Annotated in this window: 18 protein-coding genes; 5 read left to right on the forward strand and 13 right to left on the reverse strand. The window is 60.2% G+C overall.

Annotation, left to right across the window (positions count from 1 at the left end; all coding sequences use genetic code 11):
• The first annotated feature begins 10 nt into the window (after window positions 1-10).
• The gene (locus BM194_RS04060) at window positions 11-562 is read left to right on the forward strand and encodes a C40 family peptidase (protein ID WP_340148070.1); all 552 of its coding nucleotides are present in this window, start codon (window positions 11-13) and stop codon (window positions 560-562) included.
• 2 nt (window positions 563-564) lie between these two features.
• Here the strand turns inward: BM194_RS04060 and BM194_RS04065 are convergent, their stop codons facing one another.
• On the reverse strand, window positions 565-1,458 hold the full coding sequence (locus tag BM194_RS04065) for a LysR family transcriptional regulator (protein WP_092843923.1): 894 nt from the start codon (window positions 1,456-1,458) through the stop codon (window positions 565-567).
• A gap of 88 nt (window positions 1,459-1,546) precedes the next feature.
• On the opposite strand from BM194_RS04065, the gene BM194_RS04070 reads away from it, so the two are divergent.
• Window positions 1,547-2,749: an MFS transporter gene (locus BM194_RS04070; RefSeq protein ID WP_092843925.1), complete on the forward strand. Its 1,203-nt coding sequence runs from the start codon at window positions 1,547-1,549 to the stop codon at window positions 2,747-2,749.
• A 16-nt stretch (window positions 2,750-2,765) separates the two neighbouring features.
• Here BM194_RS04070 and msrA read toward each other — a convergent pair whose 3' ends face one another.
• Entirely contained in the window at window positions 2,766-3,380 is a 615-nt protein-coding gene (gene msrA, locus BM194_RS04075) for a peptide-methionine (S)-S-oxide reductase MsrA (protein ID WP_092843927.1), read from the reverse strand.
• A 150-nt stretch (window positions 3,381-3,530) separates the two neighbouring features.
• The gene (gene slyD, locus BM194_RS04080; protein WP_092843929.1) at window positions 3,531-4,013 is read right to left on the reverse strand and encodes a peptidylprolyl isomerase; all 483 of its coding nucleotides are present in this window, start codon (window positions 4,011-4,013) and stop codon (window positions 3,531-3,533) included.
• Window positions 4,014-4,356: 343 nt separating this feature from the next.
• On the opposite strand from slyD, the gene BM194_RS04085 reads away from it, so the two are divergent.
• Window positions 4,357-4,635, forward strand: coding sequence for a hypothetical protein (locus tag BM194_RS04085; protein ID WP_092843931.1), 279 nt, complete (start codon window positions 4,357-4,359; stop codon window positions 4,633-4,635).
• 75 nt (window positions 4,636-4,710) lie between these two features.
• Here the strand turns inward: BM194_RS04085 and BM194_RS04090 are convergent, their stop codons facing one another.
• From BM194_RS04090 to BM194_RS04130, 9 genes are all read right to left on the reverse strand, one after another.
• Window positions 4,711-5,178 carry an outer membrane lipoprotein gene (locus BM194_RS04090; RefSeq protein ID WP_092843933.1) on the reverse strand — a complete coding sequence of 156 codons (468 nt, stop codon included), beginning with the start codon at window positions 5,176-5,178 and terminating at the stop codon, window positions 4,711-4,713.
• 217 nt (window positions 5,179-5,395) lie between these two features.
• Window positions 5,396-6,994 carry an isocitrate lyase gene (locus BM194_RS04095; RefSeq protein WP_092843935.1) on the reverse strand — a complete coding sequence of 533 codons (1,599 nt, stop codon included), beginning with the start codon at window positions 6,992-6,994 and terminating at the stop codon, window positions 5,396-5,398.
• Between the two features lie 372 nt (window positions 6,995-7,366).
• Window positions 7,367-7,801: a GNAT family N-acetyltransferase gene (locus BM194_RS04100; protein WP_092843999.1), complete on the reverse strand. Its 435-nt coding sequence runs from the start codon at window positions 7,799-7,801 to the stop codon at window positions 7,367-7,369.
• Complete coding sequence (locus BM194_RS04105) at window positions 7,798-8,976, reverse strand: cupin domain-containing protein (RefSeq protein ID WP_092844001.1); 1,179 nt, start codon at window positions 8,974-8,976, stop codon at window positions 7,798-7,800. The genes BM194_RS04100 and BM194_RS04105 overlap by 4 nt, the downstream gene beginning before the upstream one ends.
• 91 nt (window positions 8,977-9,067) lie before the next feature.
• Entirely contained in the window at window positions 9,068-10,432 is a 1,365-nt protein-coding gene (gene purB, locus BM194_RS04110) for an adenylosuccinate lyase (protein ID WP_092844003.1), read from the reverse strand.
• 70 nt (window positions 10,433-10,502) lie between these two features.
• A complete protein-coding gene (gene hflD, locus BM194_RS04115; RefSeq protein ID WP_092844005.1) occupies window positions 10,503-11,141 on the reverse strand; it encodes a high frequency lysogenization protein HflD in 639 nt (212 codons plus the stop codon).
• Window positions 11,138-12,280 (reverse strand): tRNA 2-thiouridine(34) synthase MnmA, encoded by a 1,143-nt coding sequence (gene mnmA, locus BM194_RS04120; protein ID WP_092844007.1) that lies wholly within the window; start codon window positions 12,278-12,280, stop codon window positions 11,138-11,140. Before mnmA ends, hflD begins: the two co-directional genes overlap by 4 nt.
• A gap of 71 nt (window positions 12,281-12,351) precedes the next feature.
• Entirely contained in the window at window positions 12,352-12,801 is a 450-nt protein-coding gene (locus BM194_RS04125) for an NUDIX domain-containing protein (RefSeq protein ID WP_092844009.1), read from the reverse strand.
• Complete coding sequence (locus tag BM194_RS04130; protein ID WP_092844011.1) at window positions 12,798-13,397, reverse strand: pseudouridine synthase; 600 nt, start codon at window positions 13,395-13,397, stop codon at window positions 12,798-12,800. The genes BM194_RS04125 and BM194_RS04130 overlap by 4 nt, the downstream gene beginning before the upstream one ends.
• A gap of 283 nt (window positions 13,398-13,680) precedes the next feature.
• Here BM194_RS04130 and clpS point away from each other — a divergent pair, with 283 nt between their 5' ends.
• The gene (gene clpS / locus BM194_RS04135) at window positions 13,681-14,043 is read left to right on the forward strand and encodes an ATP-dependent Clp protease adapter ClpS (RefSeq protein ID WP_092844013.1); all 363 of its coding nucleotides are present in this window, start codon (window positions 13,681-13,683) and stop codon (window positions 14,041-14,043) included.
• A 96-nt stretch (window positions 14,044-14,139) separates the two neighbouring features.
• Window positions 14,140-16,407 (forward strand): ATP-dependent Clp protease ATP-binding subunit ClpA, encoded by a 2,268-nt coding sequence (clpA, locus tag BM194_RS04140; RefSeq protein ID WP_092844015.1) that lies wholly within the window; start codon window positions 14,140-14,142, stop codon window positions 16,405-16,407.
• 224 nt (window positions 16,408-16,631) lie between these two features.
• Here the strand turns inward: clpA and infA are convergent, their stop codons facing one another.
• Window positions 16,632-16,850, reverse strand: a complete 219-nt coding sequence (gene infA / locus BM194_RS04145) for a translation initiation factor IF-1 (protein WP_013332816.1) — start codon at window positions 16,848-16,850, stop codon at window positions 16,632-16,634.
• Window positions 16,851-16,962 lie beyond the last annotated feature (112 nt).

Consider the following 16,962-nt stretch of genomic DNA (forward strand, 5'->3'; position numbering starts at 1 on the left):
GCCTTGCGTGGTGGCAGGTTTGCTTGCGGGGTGCGCTACCGCGCCCCAGGATGATGAGCGTCAAGCGACGAGGGGCGGCCAGGCGTTTGCCGAGAAGTCCTACATCAGCGGGCCGGTCAATCAACTGGCACAGCGTATGAGAACGCTGCGGCGTTCATCGCTGGAAGCGATACGCCGGGCACTGATGAACGAGCATGATCGCTGGCAGGGGACGCCTTACGTACTGGGCGGCGAAGGCCTGCGGGGCATCGATTGCTCGGCATTGGTGCAACGGGTCTACAGTGAAGCCTTTGCACTGAAATTGCCACGTACGACGCGTGGCCAGGTCCATGAAGGCAATTTTGTCGAGCGTGAGGCACTGGAGGCTGGCGACCTCGTGTTCTTTCGGCCTCCCGGTGTCTACCGTCACGTCGGGATCTATATCGGTGACGGCTACTTTCTGCATGCCTCGGCCTCCAAAGGCGTCACCTTGTCCCGGGTCGATAACGTGTTCTGGCATCGCCATTACTGGCAGGCGCGACGGCCCTTGCTATTGACGGAAATCGCTCAGCGCCTCGAGTAGCCTCAGTGCTGGAGGCGAGGGCTGTGTTCGAGCACGAAATCGACGAAAGTACGCTCGGCCCGCGAGAGATAGGCCCCCTGATTCCATGCCAGTGATAGGTCCAGCCAGGCTGACGGTTCGAACGATACGGCAGCGAGATCGGGCTCCTCGACGACGCGGCGTAAAAAGGTCGTGATACCGAAACCCTGGCGTACGATGGCCTTGGTCAATGGAATCAGGTTGGACTGGAAGGCGACCTGGGGTTGCTGGCCGGTTTCCGTAGCCAGGCGGTCGACGAATTCGCGATGGAAGTAGCCATCCTGAAAAAGCACCAGCGGCTCGCTCAATACGTCCCGGGCTGTCACGCTCTCCCGTTGCGCAAAGCGGTGGTCCTTGGGTACGCAGACCACCATCTCCTCGCGTAGAAAACGGTGGCACTCGAGCCTGTGTGTCGAGGCGTCCTCGGTGACCACGCCCAGATCGAGCTCCCCTTCGGCAATCATGCGTTGCAGGCGCCGAGTGCCGGCTTCGACGACCGTCAGGCGAATCCCGGGGTGGCGGGACTTGAAGCCCATCAGCAGGGGAGGAAAGTAGTAGGAGCCCAGCATCGAGGGAATACCGATGCGTACCTCGCCCTTGACCAGCCCATGCACTTCGCGCATGGCCAGTTCTATCGACTCGGCCTGACTGAGCAAGTCCCGAGCCTGGCCAAGCAGGAGCTCGCCCTCCGGGGTCAGGCTGATGCGGCGTTCATGCCGATGAAACAGCCGCAGTTCCAGGCGCGACTCGAGTCCCGCAATGGTCTGACTGACAGCCGATTGGGCCACATGCAGGGTTTGGGCGGCGCGGGTGAATCCCCCATGCTCGGCAACGGCCACGAAGTAACGCAGTGCCCTGAGGTCAAACGATAGATTCATAAGCCAATGCGATCGTTGGTATCGTCAAGCCCTATTTGGCTTATTGGTTTTGATACCGGATCATGCTCGCAAGTACAAGGAGTGATTCATGATCCAAGCCCATAGCCGAGACTGGTGGCGTGCCACGTTGGCCCTGTGCCTGGGCTCGTTTACCGTGTTCGTCAATCTCTACGCGGCGCAGCCGCTATTGCCAGAGTTGCGGCAGGTCTTCGACGTGTCAACGCTGGCCGTGGCCATGGTCATGGCTGTCTCGACCTTGACTCTGGCGGGCGCGCTATTGGTCTTCGGTCCTCTTTCCGACGCTATTGGTCGTGGCGGTATCATGCGCGTCACGCTGCTGGTCGCTGCCTTCTGTTCGTTGATATTGCCGTTTGTCGATGATTTCGCCTGGCTTCTCGTCATTCGGGCAGTGCAAGGGTTCGTGCTCGGTGGACTGCCTGCCGTGGCGATTGCCTGGATGGGCGATGAGTTCGACAAGCGGGCCCTGATGCTGGCCGTGGGGCTGTATATCAGTGCCAATACCCTGGGAGGGATCGGTGGGCGTGTCATGGGCGGGGTCGCCGGTGAGTATGGCGGCTGGCATGCCAGTTTCCTGACCGTAGGGTTGGTCAGCCTGCTCTGCCTGGCGATCTTCTGGCGATTGTTACCTGCAGCGCGTGAATTCAAGCCTGCACCGTTGCGTCTGGGCGTGGCGTTGGGCTCGTTGAAGCGCCATCTGTGCAATCCGCTACTGCTCGGCGCCTACCTGATCGGCGGCTTGAACTTCTTCATCTTCATCAACCAGTACAGCTACATCACGTTCCGGCTCAACGAGGCGCCGTATTCGCTCTCCACGCAGTGGCTGGGCATGATCTTCGTCACCTACTTGGGAGGTACCCTGGGATCGGCCTTGTCAGGACGAATTGCCCAGCGCCTGGCACAGCCGGCTTGCATGATGCTTGGCATTGCCATCTTCATGGCCGGAACGCTGGTAACGTTGAGCGAGGGGCTACCACTGATCCTGGCTGGCCTGGTCATCAATGCCTTCGGCTTCTTCCTCTGTCACTCCATGGCCTCGAGCTGGGTAAGCCGACAGGCACTCGAGGCAAGGGGCAGTGCATCGGCGCTCTATCTGGTTTTCTATTATATCGGCGCCAGTCTCGGCGGCTTCTACCTGGAGCCTTTCTGGCAGGCCGCCGGCTGGTGGGGCGTGGCGATGGCCTCATGGCTGGTGCTGGGCATGACCCTGGCACTTTCCGCCTGGTTGTGGCGCAAGGAACGACGCGTGGCCATCGTCGATGCCAGTCCCTGAGCCAGTGGGCTGCCGATCAATTTCCCGGTAGCCCGGCCTGGTCTCCCCAGATTTCCTCGAGCCGCTCGGTGCGTCCGCAGCCAGCCTTGTAGAAGCGATAACGGACCGGATTCTTTTCGTAGTAATCCTGATGGTACGCTTCTGCCTCCCAGAACTGGCCGGCCGGAACGATCTGGGTCGCGATGTCGCGACCGAAGCGCTGCTCGAGGTCTGCCTTGGTGCGTTCGGCCAGCTGTTTCTGCTGCTCGTCATGGTAAAAGATGGCACTACGGTATTGGCTGCCTGCGTCACAGAACTGGCGATCCTTCGCGAAGGGGTCGATGTTGTGCCAGAACGCCTCGAGAAGCGTGGCGTAGTCGACCTGAGAGGGATCGTATGCAACACGTACGGCTTCGGCATGTTCGGTGGCTCCGCTCGCAACCTGTTCATACGAGGGATCCTGTTCGTCGCCACCGGTGTAACCCGAGACCGTACGCCGGACGCCTTCTATCTCGTCGTAGGCTTCCTCGACGCACCAAAAGCAGCCGCCGGCAAAGGTGGCCTGGGCAGTTTCAGCTGAAGTTTCCTGGGCCAGGGTGGGTGGGACGATGGCAGCCAGGGCCATCCATCCCCAAAGCAGGGAGGACCTCATGGCGTTACCTCTAACGTAGGCATTCATGGCTTTGAGGAGTGTTGGCCATGCAGGGTTCCAATTTCCGGCATTGCCAGGCAAAAGAAAAGGGCAACCAGTGTTGGTTGCCCTTCGGGTTTCGGCGCTACCCCACTGTCTGCGGGATACGCCTTAGTGCTGATGGCCGCCTTCGCCATGCACGTGGCCGTGCTCGACTTCCTCGGAAGTGGCTTCGCGGACTTCGGCGATTTCCACGTCGAAGTTGAGTTTCTGGCCGGCTAGCGGATGGTTGCCATCCACGGTCACGGTGTCGCCTTCGACCTTGGTCACGGTAACCATGAGCGGGCCACCCTGAGTCTGGGCCTGGAACTGCATGCCCGGCTCGACGTTTTCGACACCCTGAAAAGCATCGCGGGGCACTTCCTGAACCAGTGCGGGCTGAGTCTCGCCGTAACCTTCTTCCGGGTTGACGCTGACCTGCAGCTTTTCGCCACTCTCGCGGCCTTCCAGTTCCTTCTCAAGGCCGGGAATGATATTGCCTGCGCCATGGAGATAGGTCAGCGGCTCGCGACCTTCCGAGCTGTCCAGCACCTCACCTGCATCGTTGGTCAGGGTGTAATGGAACGCGACAACGGAGTTCTGCGCAATCTGCATGTTAAGATGGACCTTTCGGTGAGTGCATGTCATTTCCATGGTAACGCGTACCTCTGCACCTGTCAGGGGCACCGAGGAATTTTCATGACGATGGGGGAGCGCCTTGATTGCTGTTCAAGCTTTCGGGGCGCCTAACCTGTATCGGAGCCGTAAATCTGAGGCAAAGTAGACGAAGCCGTCGACGGCGTTTTTTCTCGGCAGGTCAGTTGCATGGCGATTAAGGGCAAGGGTACCCTGCCCATAGCCCGATGGCAGAACAACGTTTACTAGATGCGGTGTCTGAGAAGCGCCGTTTCTGGTGGATTGCGATTACGTCTATGACTCTACTGGGAGCAAACGTTCTATGATCGAGACTCTGGTCTGGCTGATTGCCTTTGGCGTCATCCTGTTTCTATCGCTCAAGAGCTGGGATGGTGCGCTGGGCAAGGCTTTCGAGCGTAGGTTGCCGCACACCTTCAAGGGCAGTGACGACGATCGCTGGATCTGGAGCATAGGGCTGGCAGTGATTGGCGCAACGTTCATCGTTCGCCCCGTTTCCATGCTGCTGACTCTGCTCCTGATGGGGCTGATTGCCTGGATTGTCGTGAAGCTGGCTCGCTGGGGATTGTCAAAGACCCACTGAGTGACTCAGCAAGCCGTCAGTACCTATGAAAAATCCCGCATTATGCGGGATTTTTCATGGTTAATCGTCGTGGAATCAGTAGGGGGCGACGCTCATATTGGCACCGCTGCCGATCAGGCGGACACGCTGACCGACCTGCCATTGACGATCCGCTTTCTGAACAACGATCACGGTGTCGCCCACATCACGACGAACCTCGATTTCCCAGGCATTGGTCTGGTTGGCCTTGTCCTCGATCTTGCTGCCAGCCACACTACCGCCAATGGCACCGGCGGCGGTAGCGATGGTGCGTCCGGAGCCACCGCCGATCTGGTTGCCCAACAGGCCACCGATCACTGCACCTCCCAAGCCGCCTAGAACGCCGCTGTTCTGATCGCTGGCCTGGATCTGTACCGGGCGAAGCGCTGTGATGGTGCCATAGGTGACCGTCTGGCCGGTCTTGGCCTGGCTTCCCCGATACACATCCCCCGAGTAGAGGTCGGAGTTGGCGCACCCACCCAACGTCAGCAGGCCCATGGCGATAACGGGAAGAAGACGCTTCATCATACCCTCCTCAACTTGGCGAGAACGCCAAGCGTACAATCATTGAAAACGCTGTTCTAAAACAGTGTAGCGAGTCGTGCTTCCTTAGACCAGAGGCAGGAGGATAGGTGCCTGCCTCTTTCGCCGGGATATTGCAAAAAATGTGAAAATAGCGTCAACGAAAAAGGAGGCCGTAAGGCCTCCCTGGAATGAAGCGGGTCATACCGCCAGATCAAGTTCAGGCAAACTGGTTCATGGTGTTGTCCTTGCCACCGGCCTTGAGGGCGCGCTCGCTGGAGAAATACTCCTTATGGTCGTCCCCGAGGTTGGAGCCGGCCATGTCCTGGTGCTTGACGCAGGCCAGTCCCTGACGAATCTCCTGACGTTGCACGTCCCGAACATAGGCCAGCATGCCTTCGTCACCAAAGTATCCCTTGGCCAGGTTGTCCGTGGACAGGGCCGCGGTATGGTAGGTCGGCAGCGTGATCAGGTGGTGGAAGATGCCGGCCTCTCGAGCGGCGTCGCGCTGGAAGTTGCGTGTCCATTCGTCGGCAAGGGCAGCGAGTTCGGTGTCGTCGTACTCGGCGCTCATCAGCCGGGCACGATCGTAAGCCGACACATCCTTGCCTTCTTGCTCCCAGGCATCGAACACTTGCTGGCGGAAATTGAGCGTCCAGTTGAAGGACGGGGAGTTGTTGTAGACCAGCTTGGCGTCGGGCACCACGTCGCGGATCCGGTTGACCATGCTGGCAATCTGGCCGACATGCGGCTTCTCGGTCTCGATCCACAGCAGGTCGGCGCCATTCTGCAAGGCGGTGATGCAATCGAGCACCACGCGATCCTCACCGGTGCCTGGACGGAACAGATAGAGGCCGTTGGCCACGCGCAAGGGCTTCTGCAACTGCCCGTCGAGCTTGATGACCATATCGCCGTCGACGAGGTCATCTTCGTTACACACCGGCGTCGTGTACAGGAAGCTGGTGTACTGTGAAGCCAGATCCCCCGGCTCCGTGCTGACCGGAATCTTCTGGGTCAGGCCAGCGCCCAGTGAGTCGGTGCGTGCCACGATGACCCCGTCCTCGACACCCAGTTCCAGAAAGGCGTAGCGAACGGCATTGATCTTGGCCAAGAAATCCTCGTGGGGCACGGTCACCTTGCCGTCCTGATGGCCGCACTGCTTGGCATCCGATACCTGGTTCTCGAGTTGGATGCAGCAAGCGCCGGCTTCGATCATGCGCTTGGCCAGCAGGTAGGTCGCTTCCTCGTTGCCGAAGCCGGCATCGATATCGGCAATGATCGGTACCACATGGGTTTCGAAATTGTCGATTTTGTCCTGTACGGCCCTGGCCGCGACTTCATCGCCCTTGGTGTGGGCGGCATCGAGCTCGCGGAACAGGTGCCCCAGCTCGCGGGCATCTGCCTGACGCAGGAACGTGTAGAGTTCTTCAATGAGTGCGGGAACGGCTGTCTTTTCATGCATCGACTGGTCGGGAAGCGGGCCGAATTCGGAGCGCATGGCGGCCACCATCCATCCCGAGAGATAGAGATAGCGCCCCTTGGTCGATCCGAAGTGCTTCTTGATGGAGATCATCTTCTGTTGGCCGATGAAGCCATGCCAGCAGCCCAGCGACTGGGTATAGCGTGACGGGTCCTCATCGTAGGCAGCCATGTCGCGACGCATGATGCCAGCAGTGTAGCGGGCGATATCCAGGCCGGTGCGGAAGCGATTCTGGAGCGCCATGCGGGCAGCATGCTCAGGGTTGATCGTGTCCCATTTTCCGGCGTGCTTTTCGCGCAGCTTGGCAAAAGTATTAACGGTTTCCCGATAGGCAGACATAGTGGCTTCCTCGTTGCGTTAAGAGTCAGGGGCACCTTGCGCCGACATCGGGCGTGGGTGCCACAGCAAACATTTCCTGGCGCAGTCAGCATGATTTATCACTTGAATTGACCTGCTGCGCCGCAGAAACAGCTCGGGATCTGTCCGGCTTGTCTTCAGTCGCCATGGCTTTTCTGTAGAAGAGTCTTTGACTACAGGCGCCAGGGGGCATAGTTGTCAAACGGCTGTTTTATTGCCGCCTTGTCAGGAACTATGGCCCATGATTGCTGGGCTCAACAATCAGCACTTAGAGGCAGGGAGGGTTGTAGTATGACTACAGGAAACGCAAGTTGTTCGTCTTTCTGTAGTCATGTTTCGGGAGGGAAAGTTTTATCAGCAGGAACAGGAGGATAGTATCAGGCGCATGTTGCGATGCGGAATGCCGGCATCGAGAAATTCTTCGCCGTACGCCTGGAAGCCTAGCCTTTCGTAGAAAGGCATCGCCTGGATCTGGGCCGCAAGGACAGCCTCTTCATGGCCTCGGAGGCGCGCAGCCGCGATGGCTTCGCGCATGAGCCTCACTCCGATGCCGCGCCCACGTGCCTGGCCCAGTACGGCCACACGGCCTATATGTCCATCCGGGAGAAGCCGGGCCGTACCGATCGGTTGCCCGTTCTCGCAAGCTAGAAAATGCAGGCAATCGGGGTCTTGTCCGTCCCATTCCTCTGCCTCGGGGACCTGCTGTTCGTCAATGAAGACGCGGCGACGGAGTTCGCTCGCTCGCTGGCCCAGCGTCTGCCAATCGCCCTGGATGACTTGTACGGTCACGCCTCTTCCTCATCGTCTGGCCAGCTCAAGCTGCCGCGATCGAGCAGGTGGGCAAGCAGTTCTGCAGCGCCGTCGTGGGTCAACAGGTTCGCATCGACAGGTGCATTGTCGGCCAGGGCGCGAGCGAGTGATAGCGGGCAATCCATGGCATCGCCGTCGACGAAGAGGGTGGCGACATGGTCCGTCCCGTCCCGATACGCGAAGCGTGAACCCAGTGTCCGTTCCAGTGTCACGCCAGCCTGTAGTTCCGCAACAAGCGACCCGACGTCCGTCGGAACGTTCTGGGGCACCAGCTGGTCGAGGTACTTGGGCTGTGTCATCGCACGACCGAACCACTGTGCAAGCTGTTCCGGGTTATCGAGGGTATTCAGGATAAGCGCGCGCATACGCTCCAGTGAAACATCGTCAATCTCGCCGGGATGCAGGGCCGGGGTGAGGTCCGGGTCGGCATAGCGCTGCGAGTCCGGCAGCAGTTCTCCCAGATAGTCGGCATATGAGGTGATCGATTCATCGGCGGAAAGGGCGCGGAAACCCACCGAGAAGGTCATGCAGTCGTCCGAGCGGCTGATGCCGTGGTGTGCCCAGCCAGGCGGCAGGTAGAGCATGTCGCCGGGTTCCAGCAGCCAGTCCTGATCGGATTCGATCTCGAAGTGCTCGAGAATGCGCAGATCGATACCCTGAACGATAGTTGCATCGTCGGGTACCTTGCCGCCCAATTGCCATTGGCGGGCGCCGCTGGCCTGCAGCAGGAACACGTCGTACTGGTCGACATGGGGCCCGACGCTGCCGCCGGGGGGCGCGTAACTGACCATGATATCGTCGAGACGCCAACGGGGCAGGAAGTCGAAGGCCTCAAGCAAGGCGCTCACGTCGGGTACGTAGTGATCAACGGCCTGAACCAGCAATGTCCAGTCGCGTTCGGGCAGCCGAGCAAAGGTCGCCTCGTCGAACGGGCCATGCGAAACCTGCCAGGGCTTCTCGGCGCCATGCTCCTCGACAAGGCGCGCTTCAATGCCGTCCTCGCAGGCCAGGCCAGCCAGCTCATCGGGGGACAGCGGCGACTCGAAATCGGCAAAGGCACCGCGAATCAGCAGTGGCTTCTTCTGCCAATGTTCGGCCAGGAACTGGGCGGCGCTCATGCCGCCGAGCAAGGGAAGGGGGGTATTGGCGGGCATGGGATCGTTTTCCGTTCAGTGAGTTGATACGCGACAGGCACGGGACAACCCGTGCCTGTCGATCGATGCAGCCAGCGTAGCCTGAAGGCATCTATAACGCCTTGGCCTGCTCGGCGGCATTGCCGATGTAGTTACCGGGTGTCAACGCCTTGAGTTCGGTCTTGACCGCCTCCGGCAGATCCAGCGTGTCGATGAAGGCGGCAAAGCCTGCCTGATCGATACGCTTGCCGCGGGTAAGTTCCTTGAGCTTCTCGTAAGGCTTCTCGATGCCATAACGGCGCATCACGGTCTGTATCGGCTCGGCGAGGACTTCCCAGCTCTGATCCAGGTCATCGTTGAGACGCGCGGGATTGGCCTCGAGCTTGCCGATGCCCTTGAGTGTGGCCTGGTAGGCGATCAGGCCATAAGCCAGGCCGACGCCCAGATTGCGTAACACTGTCGAGTCGGTCAGGTCGCGTTGCCAGCGGGAGATAGGCAGCTTTTGCGCCAAGTGACCGAGCAGGGCATTGGCCAGGCCGAGGTTGCCTTCCGAATTTTCGAAATCGATGGGGTTGACCTTGTGCGGCATGGTCGATGAGCCGATTTCCCCGGCCACGGTCTTCTGCTTGAAATAGCCCAGCGAGATATAGCCCCAGACATCGCGATCGAAATCGATCAGGATGGTGTGGAAGCGGCAGAAGGCGTCGAACAGTTCGGCGATGTAGTCGTGGGGCTCGATCTGGGTCGTGTACGGATTGACGCCGATGCCCAGGCTTTCGACGAATTGGCGGGCATTGGCTGCCCAGTCGACTTCCGGATAGGTGGCCAGGTGGGCATTGTAGTTGCCTACCGCGCCGTTGATCTTGCCCAGCAGTTCGGCGGATTCGATCTGCTTGAGCTGACGACGCAGGCGATAGGCGACATTGGCCATTTCCTTGCCCAGTGTGGTCGGGCTGGCGGTCTGGCCATGGGTGCGCGACAGCATCGGCTGATCGGCATGCTCGTGGGCCAGGCGTTCCACGGCGGTCACGATGTCGCGCATGACCGGCAGCAACACGCCCAGGCCGCCCTTGAGCATCAGTGCATGCGACAGGTTGTTGATGTCCTCGCTGGTGCAGGCGAAGTGGATGAACTCGGTAACTGCATGCAACTCGGGCAATGCAGCGACCATTTCCTTGAGGAAGTATTCCACCGCCTTGACGTCGTGATTGGTGGTGCGCTCGATCTCCTTGATGCGGGCGGCATCATCGACCGAAAACTCGCTGACCAGCGTGTCGAGAAAGGCCTTGGCTTCGGCAGAGAGTGCCGGCACTTCCGGGATTTGCGGATGCGCGGCCAGGCATTCCAGCCAGCGGACCTCGACGGTAACGCGCGCGCGAATCAAGCCGAACTCGCTGAAGTGCTCGCGAAGGCGCTCAGCCTTGGCCTCATAGCGACCATCGACGGGGGACAGGGCGGTAAGGGGAGAGAGTTGCATAGTGTCGTCCGATGCGTCGGGCACCCGGTTGATAAAGGGCTGGGCGCCACGGGTTCAGGTTACGTCAGGTTCAATTCAGCCGATCCAGGGTCTTCTTGATGGCCCCGCGCTGAAACAGCAGTTTCCAGCGACGCCCGCCTTGCTGATGCCATAGCAGGGCAAAGCGAATCCCGGCGAGCAGGGCCGTACGCACCCGTTCCGGCATCATGCGCTGCTGGAGCAGGCCGGGGTCGCCCTGGACGACGATGCGCTGGCGGAAGGTCGATATGGTGTCCTGATAGAGCTCGCCGAGGCTGGCAATGACATTCTCGTGGGTAGTGCCGAAATGCTCGGCCTGACCCTGAATGCGTGTCAGGCGCTGTCCCAGCGTGTCCATCATCTGCGGCTGCTGGCGCAATTTCTGCATCAACATCAGTAGTGAAAAGCCATAGCGCAGCACGGCCGGATCGCTGCGATCCCGGCCAACTACGGCGTTGAGCACTTCGAGGCCTTGACGCAGGTTGTTGTGGTGGCCGCCATAGATGGTTTCGAACGAGGCCGGGTTGGTGTCGACCGTGGCATGGATCAGTGTCTTCCAGGCGCGCTCGTCACACTGGCCGGTGCGTGCCAGCTGGTCGACGACGGCAGCGGCTTGAAAGACGCCGGCCAGCGCCAGGGTCTGGCGGGCAATCGGGTCGTCGGGGGCGGTCTGGATAGGAGTTGCGGTCATGCAGCGCGTACTCCCTGTTTCCAGGTGTCCCGAATCACCCCACCGCCCAGACAGATCTCGCCATCGTAGAGTACCAGTGACTGGCCGGGTGTCACCGCACGCTGGGGGGCGTCGAAGATGACCTCGACACCGCCGTCGGAGCGTGTGGTCATCCGGCAGGCGACGTCTTCCTGGCGATAGCGTGTCTTGGCGCGAAGGTGCATGTCATGTCCCGGTGGTTCGCCGGCAATCCAGTCCATGGGTTCGGTCGCGAGGGCATCGGTATAGAGCAGTTCATGATGCTTGCCTTGGACGACGATCAACACGTTGCGCTCCAGATCCTTGCCAGCCACGTACCAGGGCGCATCGGAATAGTCGGCCAGTCCACCGATGCCCAGCCCCTGGCGCTGCCCCAGGGTGTAATACATCAGGCCCATGTGGTCACCGATCACGTCGCCCTCGGGCGTCTCGATGCGGCCGGGCTGTGCCGGCAGGTACTGCTGGAGAAAATCGCGGAAGCGACGTTCGCCGATGAAGCAGATGCCGGTGGAGTCCTTCTTGCGGGCCGTCACCAGATCATGTCGCTCGGCGAGTTCGCGCACCGCCGGCTTCTCGAGTTCCCCAATGGGGAACAGCGTACGGGCAATGGCGGCCTCGGGGACGGCATGCAGGAAATAGCTTTGATCCTTGTTGGCATCGAGCCCCTTGAGCAGGCGGGCGCGACCGCCGGATTCGCCGCGACGCACGTAGTGCCCGGTGGCGATCTTCTCTGCGCCGAGCATTTCGGCATAGTCGAGGAAGACCTTGAACTTGATTTCCCGGTTGCAGAGGATGTCCGGGTTGGGCGTTCTGCCGGCGCGATATTCGGCCAGGAAGTGTTCGAAGACGTTATCCCAGTACTCGGCTGCGAAATTGGCAGTGTGCAGCTTGATGCCCAGTTTGTCGCAGACGGCCTGGGCATCCGCCAGGTCTTCCTTGGCGGTGCAGTACTCGGTGCCGTCGTCTTCGTCCCAGTTCTTCATGAACAGGCCTTCCACTTCGTAGCCCTGCTCGATAAGCAGCAGGGCGGAAACGGAAGAGTCGACACCGCCGGACATGCCGACGATGACCTTGCCCGTGGCAGAGGGCCCCGTGGGTACAGACCCCGTGGCTTGAGACATAGTCGCTCTCGGATGGGATACGATGAAATGGTTGCGCGAGATTATACCTGAAACCGGCGCAAGGCTTCGAGTCACCGTTCGCGGATCACATCCAGCGGAAAGCACTGCCCGCGGCGCAGGTCACGAATACGCTGCATGACCAATGGGCTGCGTAGGCGCTTGGCCCGGTGGAGGTCGTCGATCTCATCGAGGGTCAGCCAGTGGGCGGCCACCACGCTCTTGTCGAGCGCTGAGTCCAGGTGAGCCAGAGGCAGCCCCACGAAGGCGTGGCTATGAAATACCAGGCCGTCAGCAGCGGTGAAGATATACAGGCCGAGATAATCGGTGATGGCCACCTGCCAGCCGGCTTCCTCGCGGGTCTCACGTACAGCGGCATCGGTCAGGCGCTCGCCGGGTTCAAGGTGACCCGCCGGCTGGTTGTACAGGCTGAACGGGCCGCCATGGTCTTCCTCGACGAGCAAATAACGTCCACCGCGTTCGATCACCGATGCCACGGTGACTCGGGGGCTCCAGCGTTTCATCGGTGTCTCCTCGTGCGGCGGGTTGATGCCTGCCGGTGGTTTGCCGGTCGCGGTGCGTTCAGCGTTTCGCTTCGCCATTCCCCCGGTGACAGCCCGTCCAGGCGCCAGGGACCGATGGCGACGCGAATCAGGCGTAGCGTCGGGAAGCCAATGTGTGCCGTCATGCGTCTCACCTGGCGGTTCCGGCCTTCGTGCAATGTCAGTTCCAGCCAGCTCGTGGCGATGCCTTGACGCTGCCGAATCGGCGGCTGGCGTGGCCCGACGCCGGGTGACCCTAGCATTCTCACCTTGGCTGGGCGAGTGGGACCATCCTTAAGTGTCACGCCTTGTCGGAGAGCGTCAAGGCTTTCCTCGTCGGGCTGGCCTTCTACCTGTACCCAATATTTCTTGGGCTGCTTGTGCCTGGGGTCGCTGATATGATGAATGAGAGCGCCATCGTCGGTGAGCAGCAGCAGGCCTTCGGAATCGTAGTCGAGTCGTCCTGCGGCATAGATGCCAGGTACGTCAATGACCTGGGCGAGAGTGTCCCGTCCCTGATCGTCGGTAAACTGCGAAAGCATGCGGTAGGGCTTGTGAAGCAGGTAGATCGTGCTCATTTCGTCCCGTTGTCTGAGGCGCGGCGAAGTCAAGGAGGGTACGAGACTAGCGGGGACCGGGACGCCTGCCAACAACCTCGTAGGGCCTGCATTTTTCTTGAGTCGATCCGTTGACGTCGTGAACGGGTTATTTTCATTCTGACGCTTGCAAGGTGCAGCGACTGCACGCATCTTGCTAGTGAACTCCGAGTGTCTTTCTACGTCAAAGTGAGTGACGTCGTAGCACTTCGGCTTGTGTTGATGGGTTAAGCCTCTTATGTTCAATACAGACGAGAGAATTTCGATGACCGCCGCGGTGCAAACGATCTGGGCAGGAATGACTCGCCCCCCACGGCCAGAAGAAGAGGATGAAGGGGATCTGTCCGTCAAGCCGGCAGACCCCGAATTGGAAGAACCGCCGCGTTACAAGGTGGTCTTGCATAATGACGACTACACGCCAATGGAGTTTGTCGTCGAGGTGTTGCAGACCTTCTTTCATATGGACAACGAGAAGGCCGTACAGATCATGCTGGCGGTGCACACCCAGGGCAAGGCTACCTGTGGCATCTTTACCCGCGACATTGCGGAAACCAAAAGTCATCTAGTCAACGAATACGCGCGAGAGTGCCAGCATCCTTTGCTGTGCGATATCGACAGGGCCGACTGACGCCTGGCAACGTGACAGTCCGGGTTTGCTAAATTGCCCGATGTGCCCGATTGTGAAAGTGCCGACGATGCCCGAGGCGGCGAGAAGGGGACTGCCATGCTGAGCAAAGAACTTGAACTGACCCTGAACACGGCCTTCACGGTGGCGCGCTCCAAGCGTCATGAATTCATGACCGTCGAGCACCTGCTGTTGGCCTTACTGGACAATGCCTCCGCTGCGGATGTGCTGCGTGCCTGCGGAGCCAATCTGGACAAGCTGCGCTCGGATCTGCAGGACTTCATCAACTCCACCACTCCTCTGATACCCGAAGGGCAGGACGATCGCGAAACCCAGCCGACCCTGGGCTTTCAGCGTGTCCTGCAGCGCGCGGTCTTCCACGTACAGTCTTCGGGCAAGAGTGAGGTGACCGGCGCCAATGTGCTGGTGGCCATCTTCTCCGAGCAGGAAAGCCAGGCAGTCTATTTCCTCAAGCAACAGAACGTGGCGCGCGTGGATGCCGTCAACTACATCGCCCACGGCATTTCCAAAGTGGCTGGGCACGGCCAGAATCCGTCGCCCTCGCAGGACGCCGAGGAGGGCGAGGAAGGCATGAGCGAAGGCAATGCACATCCGTTGACCGGTTATGCCACGAACCTTAACGAGCAGGCCCGCCTGGGCAAGATCGATCCGCTGATCGGGCGCGATCATGAGCTCGAGCGCACCGTGCAGATCCTGGCCCGGCGTCGCAAGAACAACCCCTTGCTGGTCGGTGAAGCCGGCGTGGGCAAGACGGCCATTGCCGAAGGGCTGGCCAAGCGCATCGTCGAAGAGGATGTTCCTGACGTCATTAGTGATGCCGTCGTCTATTCCCTCGACATGGGAGCTCTGCTGGCCGGGACCAAGTACCGCGGTGACTTCGAGAAGCGCCTCAAGAGCCTGCTCGCCGAACTCAAGAAGCAGCCCAACGCGATCCTGTTCATTGACGAGATCCATACCGTGATCGGGGCGGGTGCGGCATCGGGTGGTGTCATGGATGCCTCCAACCTGCTCAAGCCGTTGCTGTCATCGGGTGAGCTGCGCTGCATTGGCTCCACGACGTTCCAGGAGTTCCGTGGCATCTTCGAGAAGGATCGGGCGTTGGCGCGGCGTTTCCAGAAGGTTGACGTGCTCGAGCCCTCCGTGGAAGACACCATTCGCATCCTCAAGGGGCTGCGTGGGCGCTTCGAGGAGCATCACCAGCTCAAGTACACCGATACGGCCCTGGAAAGTGCCGTGCGCCTGGCGGATCGCTACATCAATGATCGCCACCTGCCGGACAAGGCCATCGACGTCATCGACGAGGCCGGGGCGCACCAGCGCCTGCTGCCGCCCGAGGTGCGCGTCTCGACTATCGACGTCGAGCAAGTCGAGGCGGTGGTGGCATCGATCGCTCGCATACCGCCGAAGAGCGTGTCCAGTTCCGACCGCAAGCTGCTCTCCAACCTGGAGCGCGACCTGAAGATGCTGGTGTTCGGGCAGGACGAGGCAATCCAGAGCCTGTCGGCGGCGATCAAGCTGTCACGGGCAGGCCTCAAGTCTCCCGACAAGCCGGTGGGCAGCTTCCTGTTCGCGGGACCGACCGGGGTCGGCAAGACCGAGGTGGCGCGTCAGTTGTCCCAGTTGATGGGGATCGAATTGGTGCGCTTCGACATGTCCGAGTACATGGAACGGCATACCGTGTCGCGCCTGATTGGCGCCCCTCCCGGCTACGTCGGGTATGACCAGGGTGGTCTGCTGACCGAAGCGATCACCAAGCAGCCGCACTGCGTACTGCTGCTCGATGAGATTGAAAAGGCGCATCCGGAAGTTTTCAACCTGCTGCTGCAGGTCATGGATCATGGGCGTCTGACCGATAACAATGGCCGTGAAGCTGACTTCCGCCATGTCATCGTGATCATGACTTCGAATGCGGGGGCAGAGCAGATCTCACGTCGTTCGATCGGCTTCCAGACCCAGGATCATTCGACTGACGGCATGGAAGTCATTCGCAAGACCTTCACGCCGGAGTTCCGTAATCGCCTGGATGGCATTATTCAGTTCCACGGCCTGGCGCCGGAAGTGGTGCGGAATGTAGTCGACAAGTTCCTGGTCGAACTTCAGGCACAGCTTGACGAGAAGCGCGTCCAGCTCGATGTCAGCGAAGAGGCCAGGGCGTGGCTGGCCGACAAGGGCTATGATCCGGAGATGGGGGCGCGTCCGATGGCCCGCGTGATTCAGGAGAAGCTCAAGAAGCCCTTGGCCGAGATGATTCTTTTCGGCGAGCTGGCTGACAATGGAGGCTTGGTTCACGTGACGGTGGAAGGCGATGAGTTGCATCTTGCCACCGAGGCGGAACAGCTTGCCTGATCGTGAGGGAGCGCCTGCAGGGTAAGAGCATTGCCTTGCAGGCGTTACGCTCGGCTACTGGTACCCAGTATTCACCGCAACTAACGCAGCGCCCTGTCAATGGACGGGGCGTTGTTTTTTCAGCTATCGATCATTTCCACAAGACGAGCATGAGCGGTGCAAGGCGGGCTGCACGATTTACCTGTGCCTTTTGTGCCTTTTGTGCCTTGGGCCGGGCGCCGTCATCAGCGTGAGCGGTAGACAATGCGTCCCTTGGACAAGTCGTAGGGCGTCAGTTCGACCTTGACCTTGTCACCGGTCAGGATGCGGATGTAATTCTTGCGCATCTTGCCCGAAATGTGAGCCGTGACTACGTGGCCGTTTTCCAGCTCGACCCGGAACATGGTGTTGGGCAGCGTGTCGACGACGACACCTTCCATTTCGATATGATCTTCTCGTGCCATATAAGGCATACCCTCGTGGTTGTCGTTACGCATGACAGTCAGGCGTTACACCACTGCGTCGCCTGTGCTGATCAAGATAGCCCGATATTGTGCCGCATGCCGCGCGTTAAGG

Origin of the sequence: Modicisalibacter xianhensis (assembly GCF_900113605.1) — a bacterium.
Taxonomy (GTDB): Bacteria; Pseudomonadota; Gammaproteobacteria; order Pseudomonadales; family Halomonadaceae; genus Modicisalibacter; species Modicisalibacter xianhensis.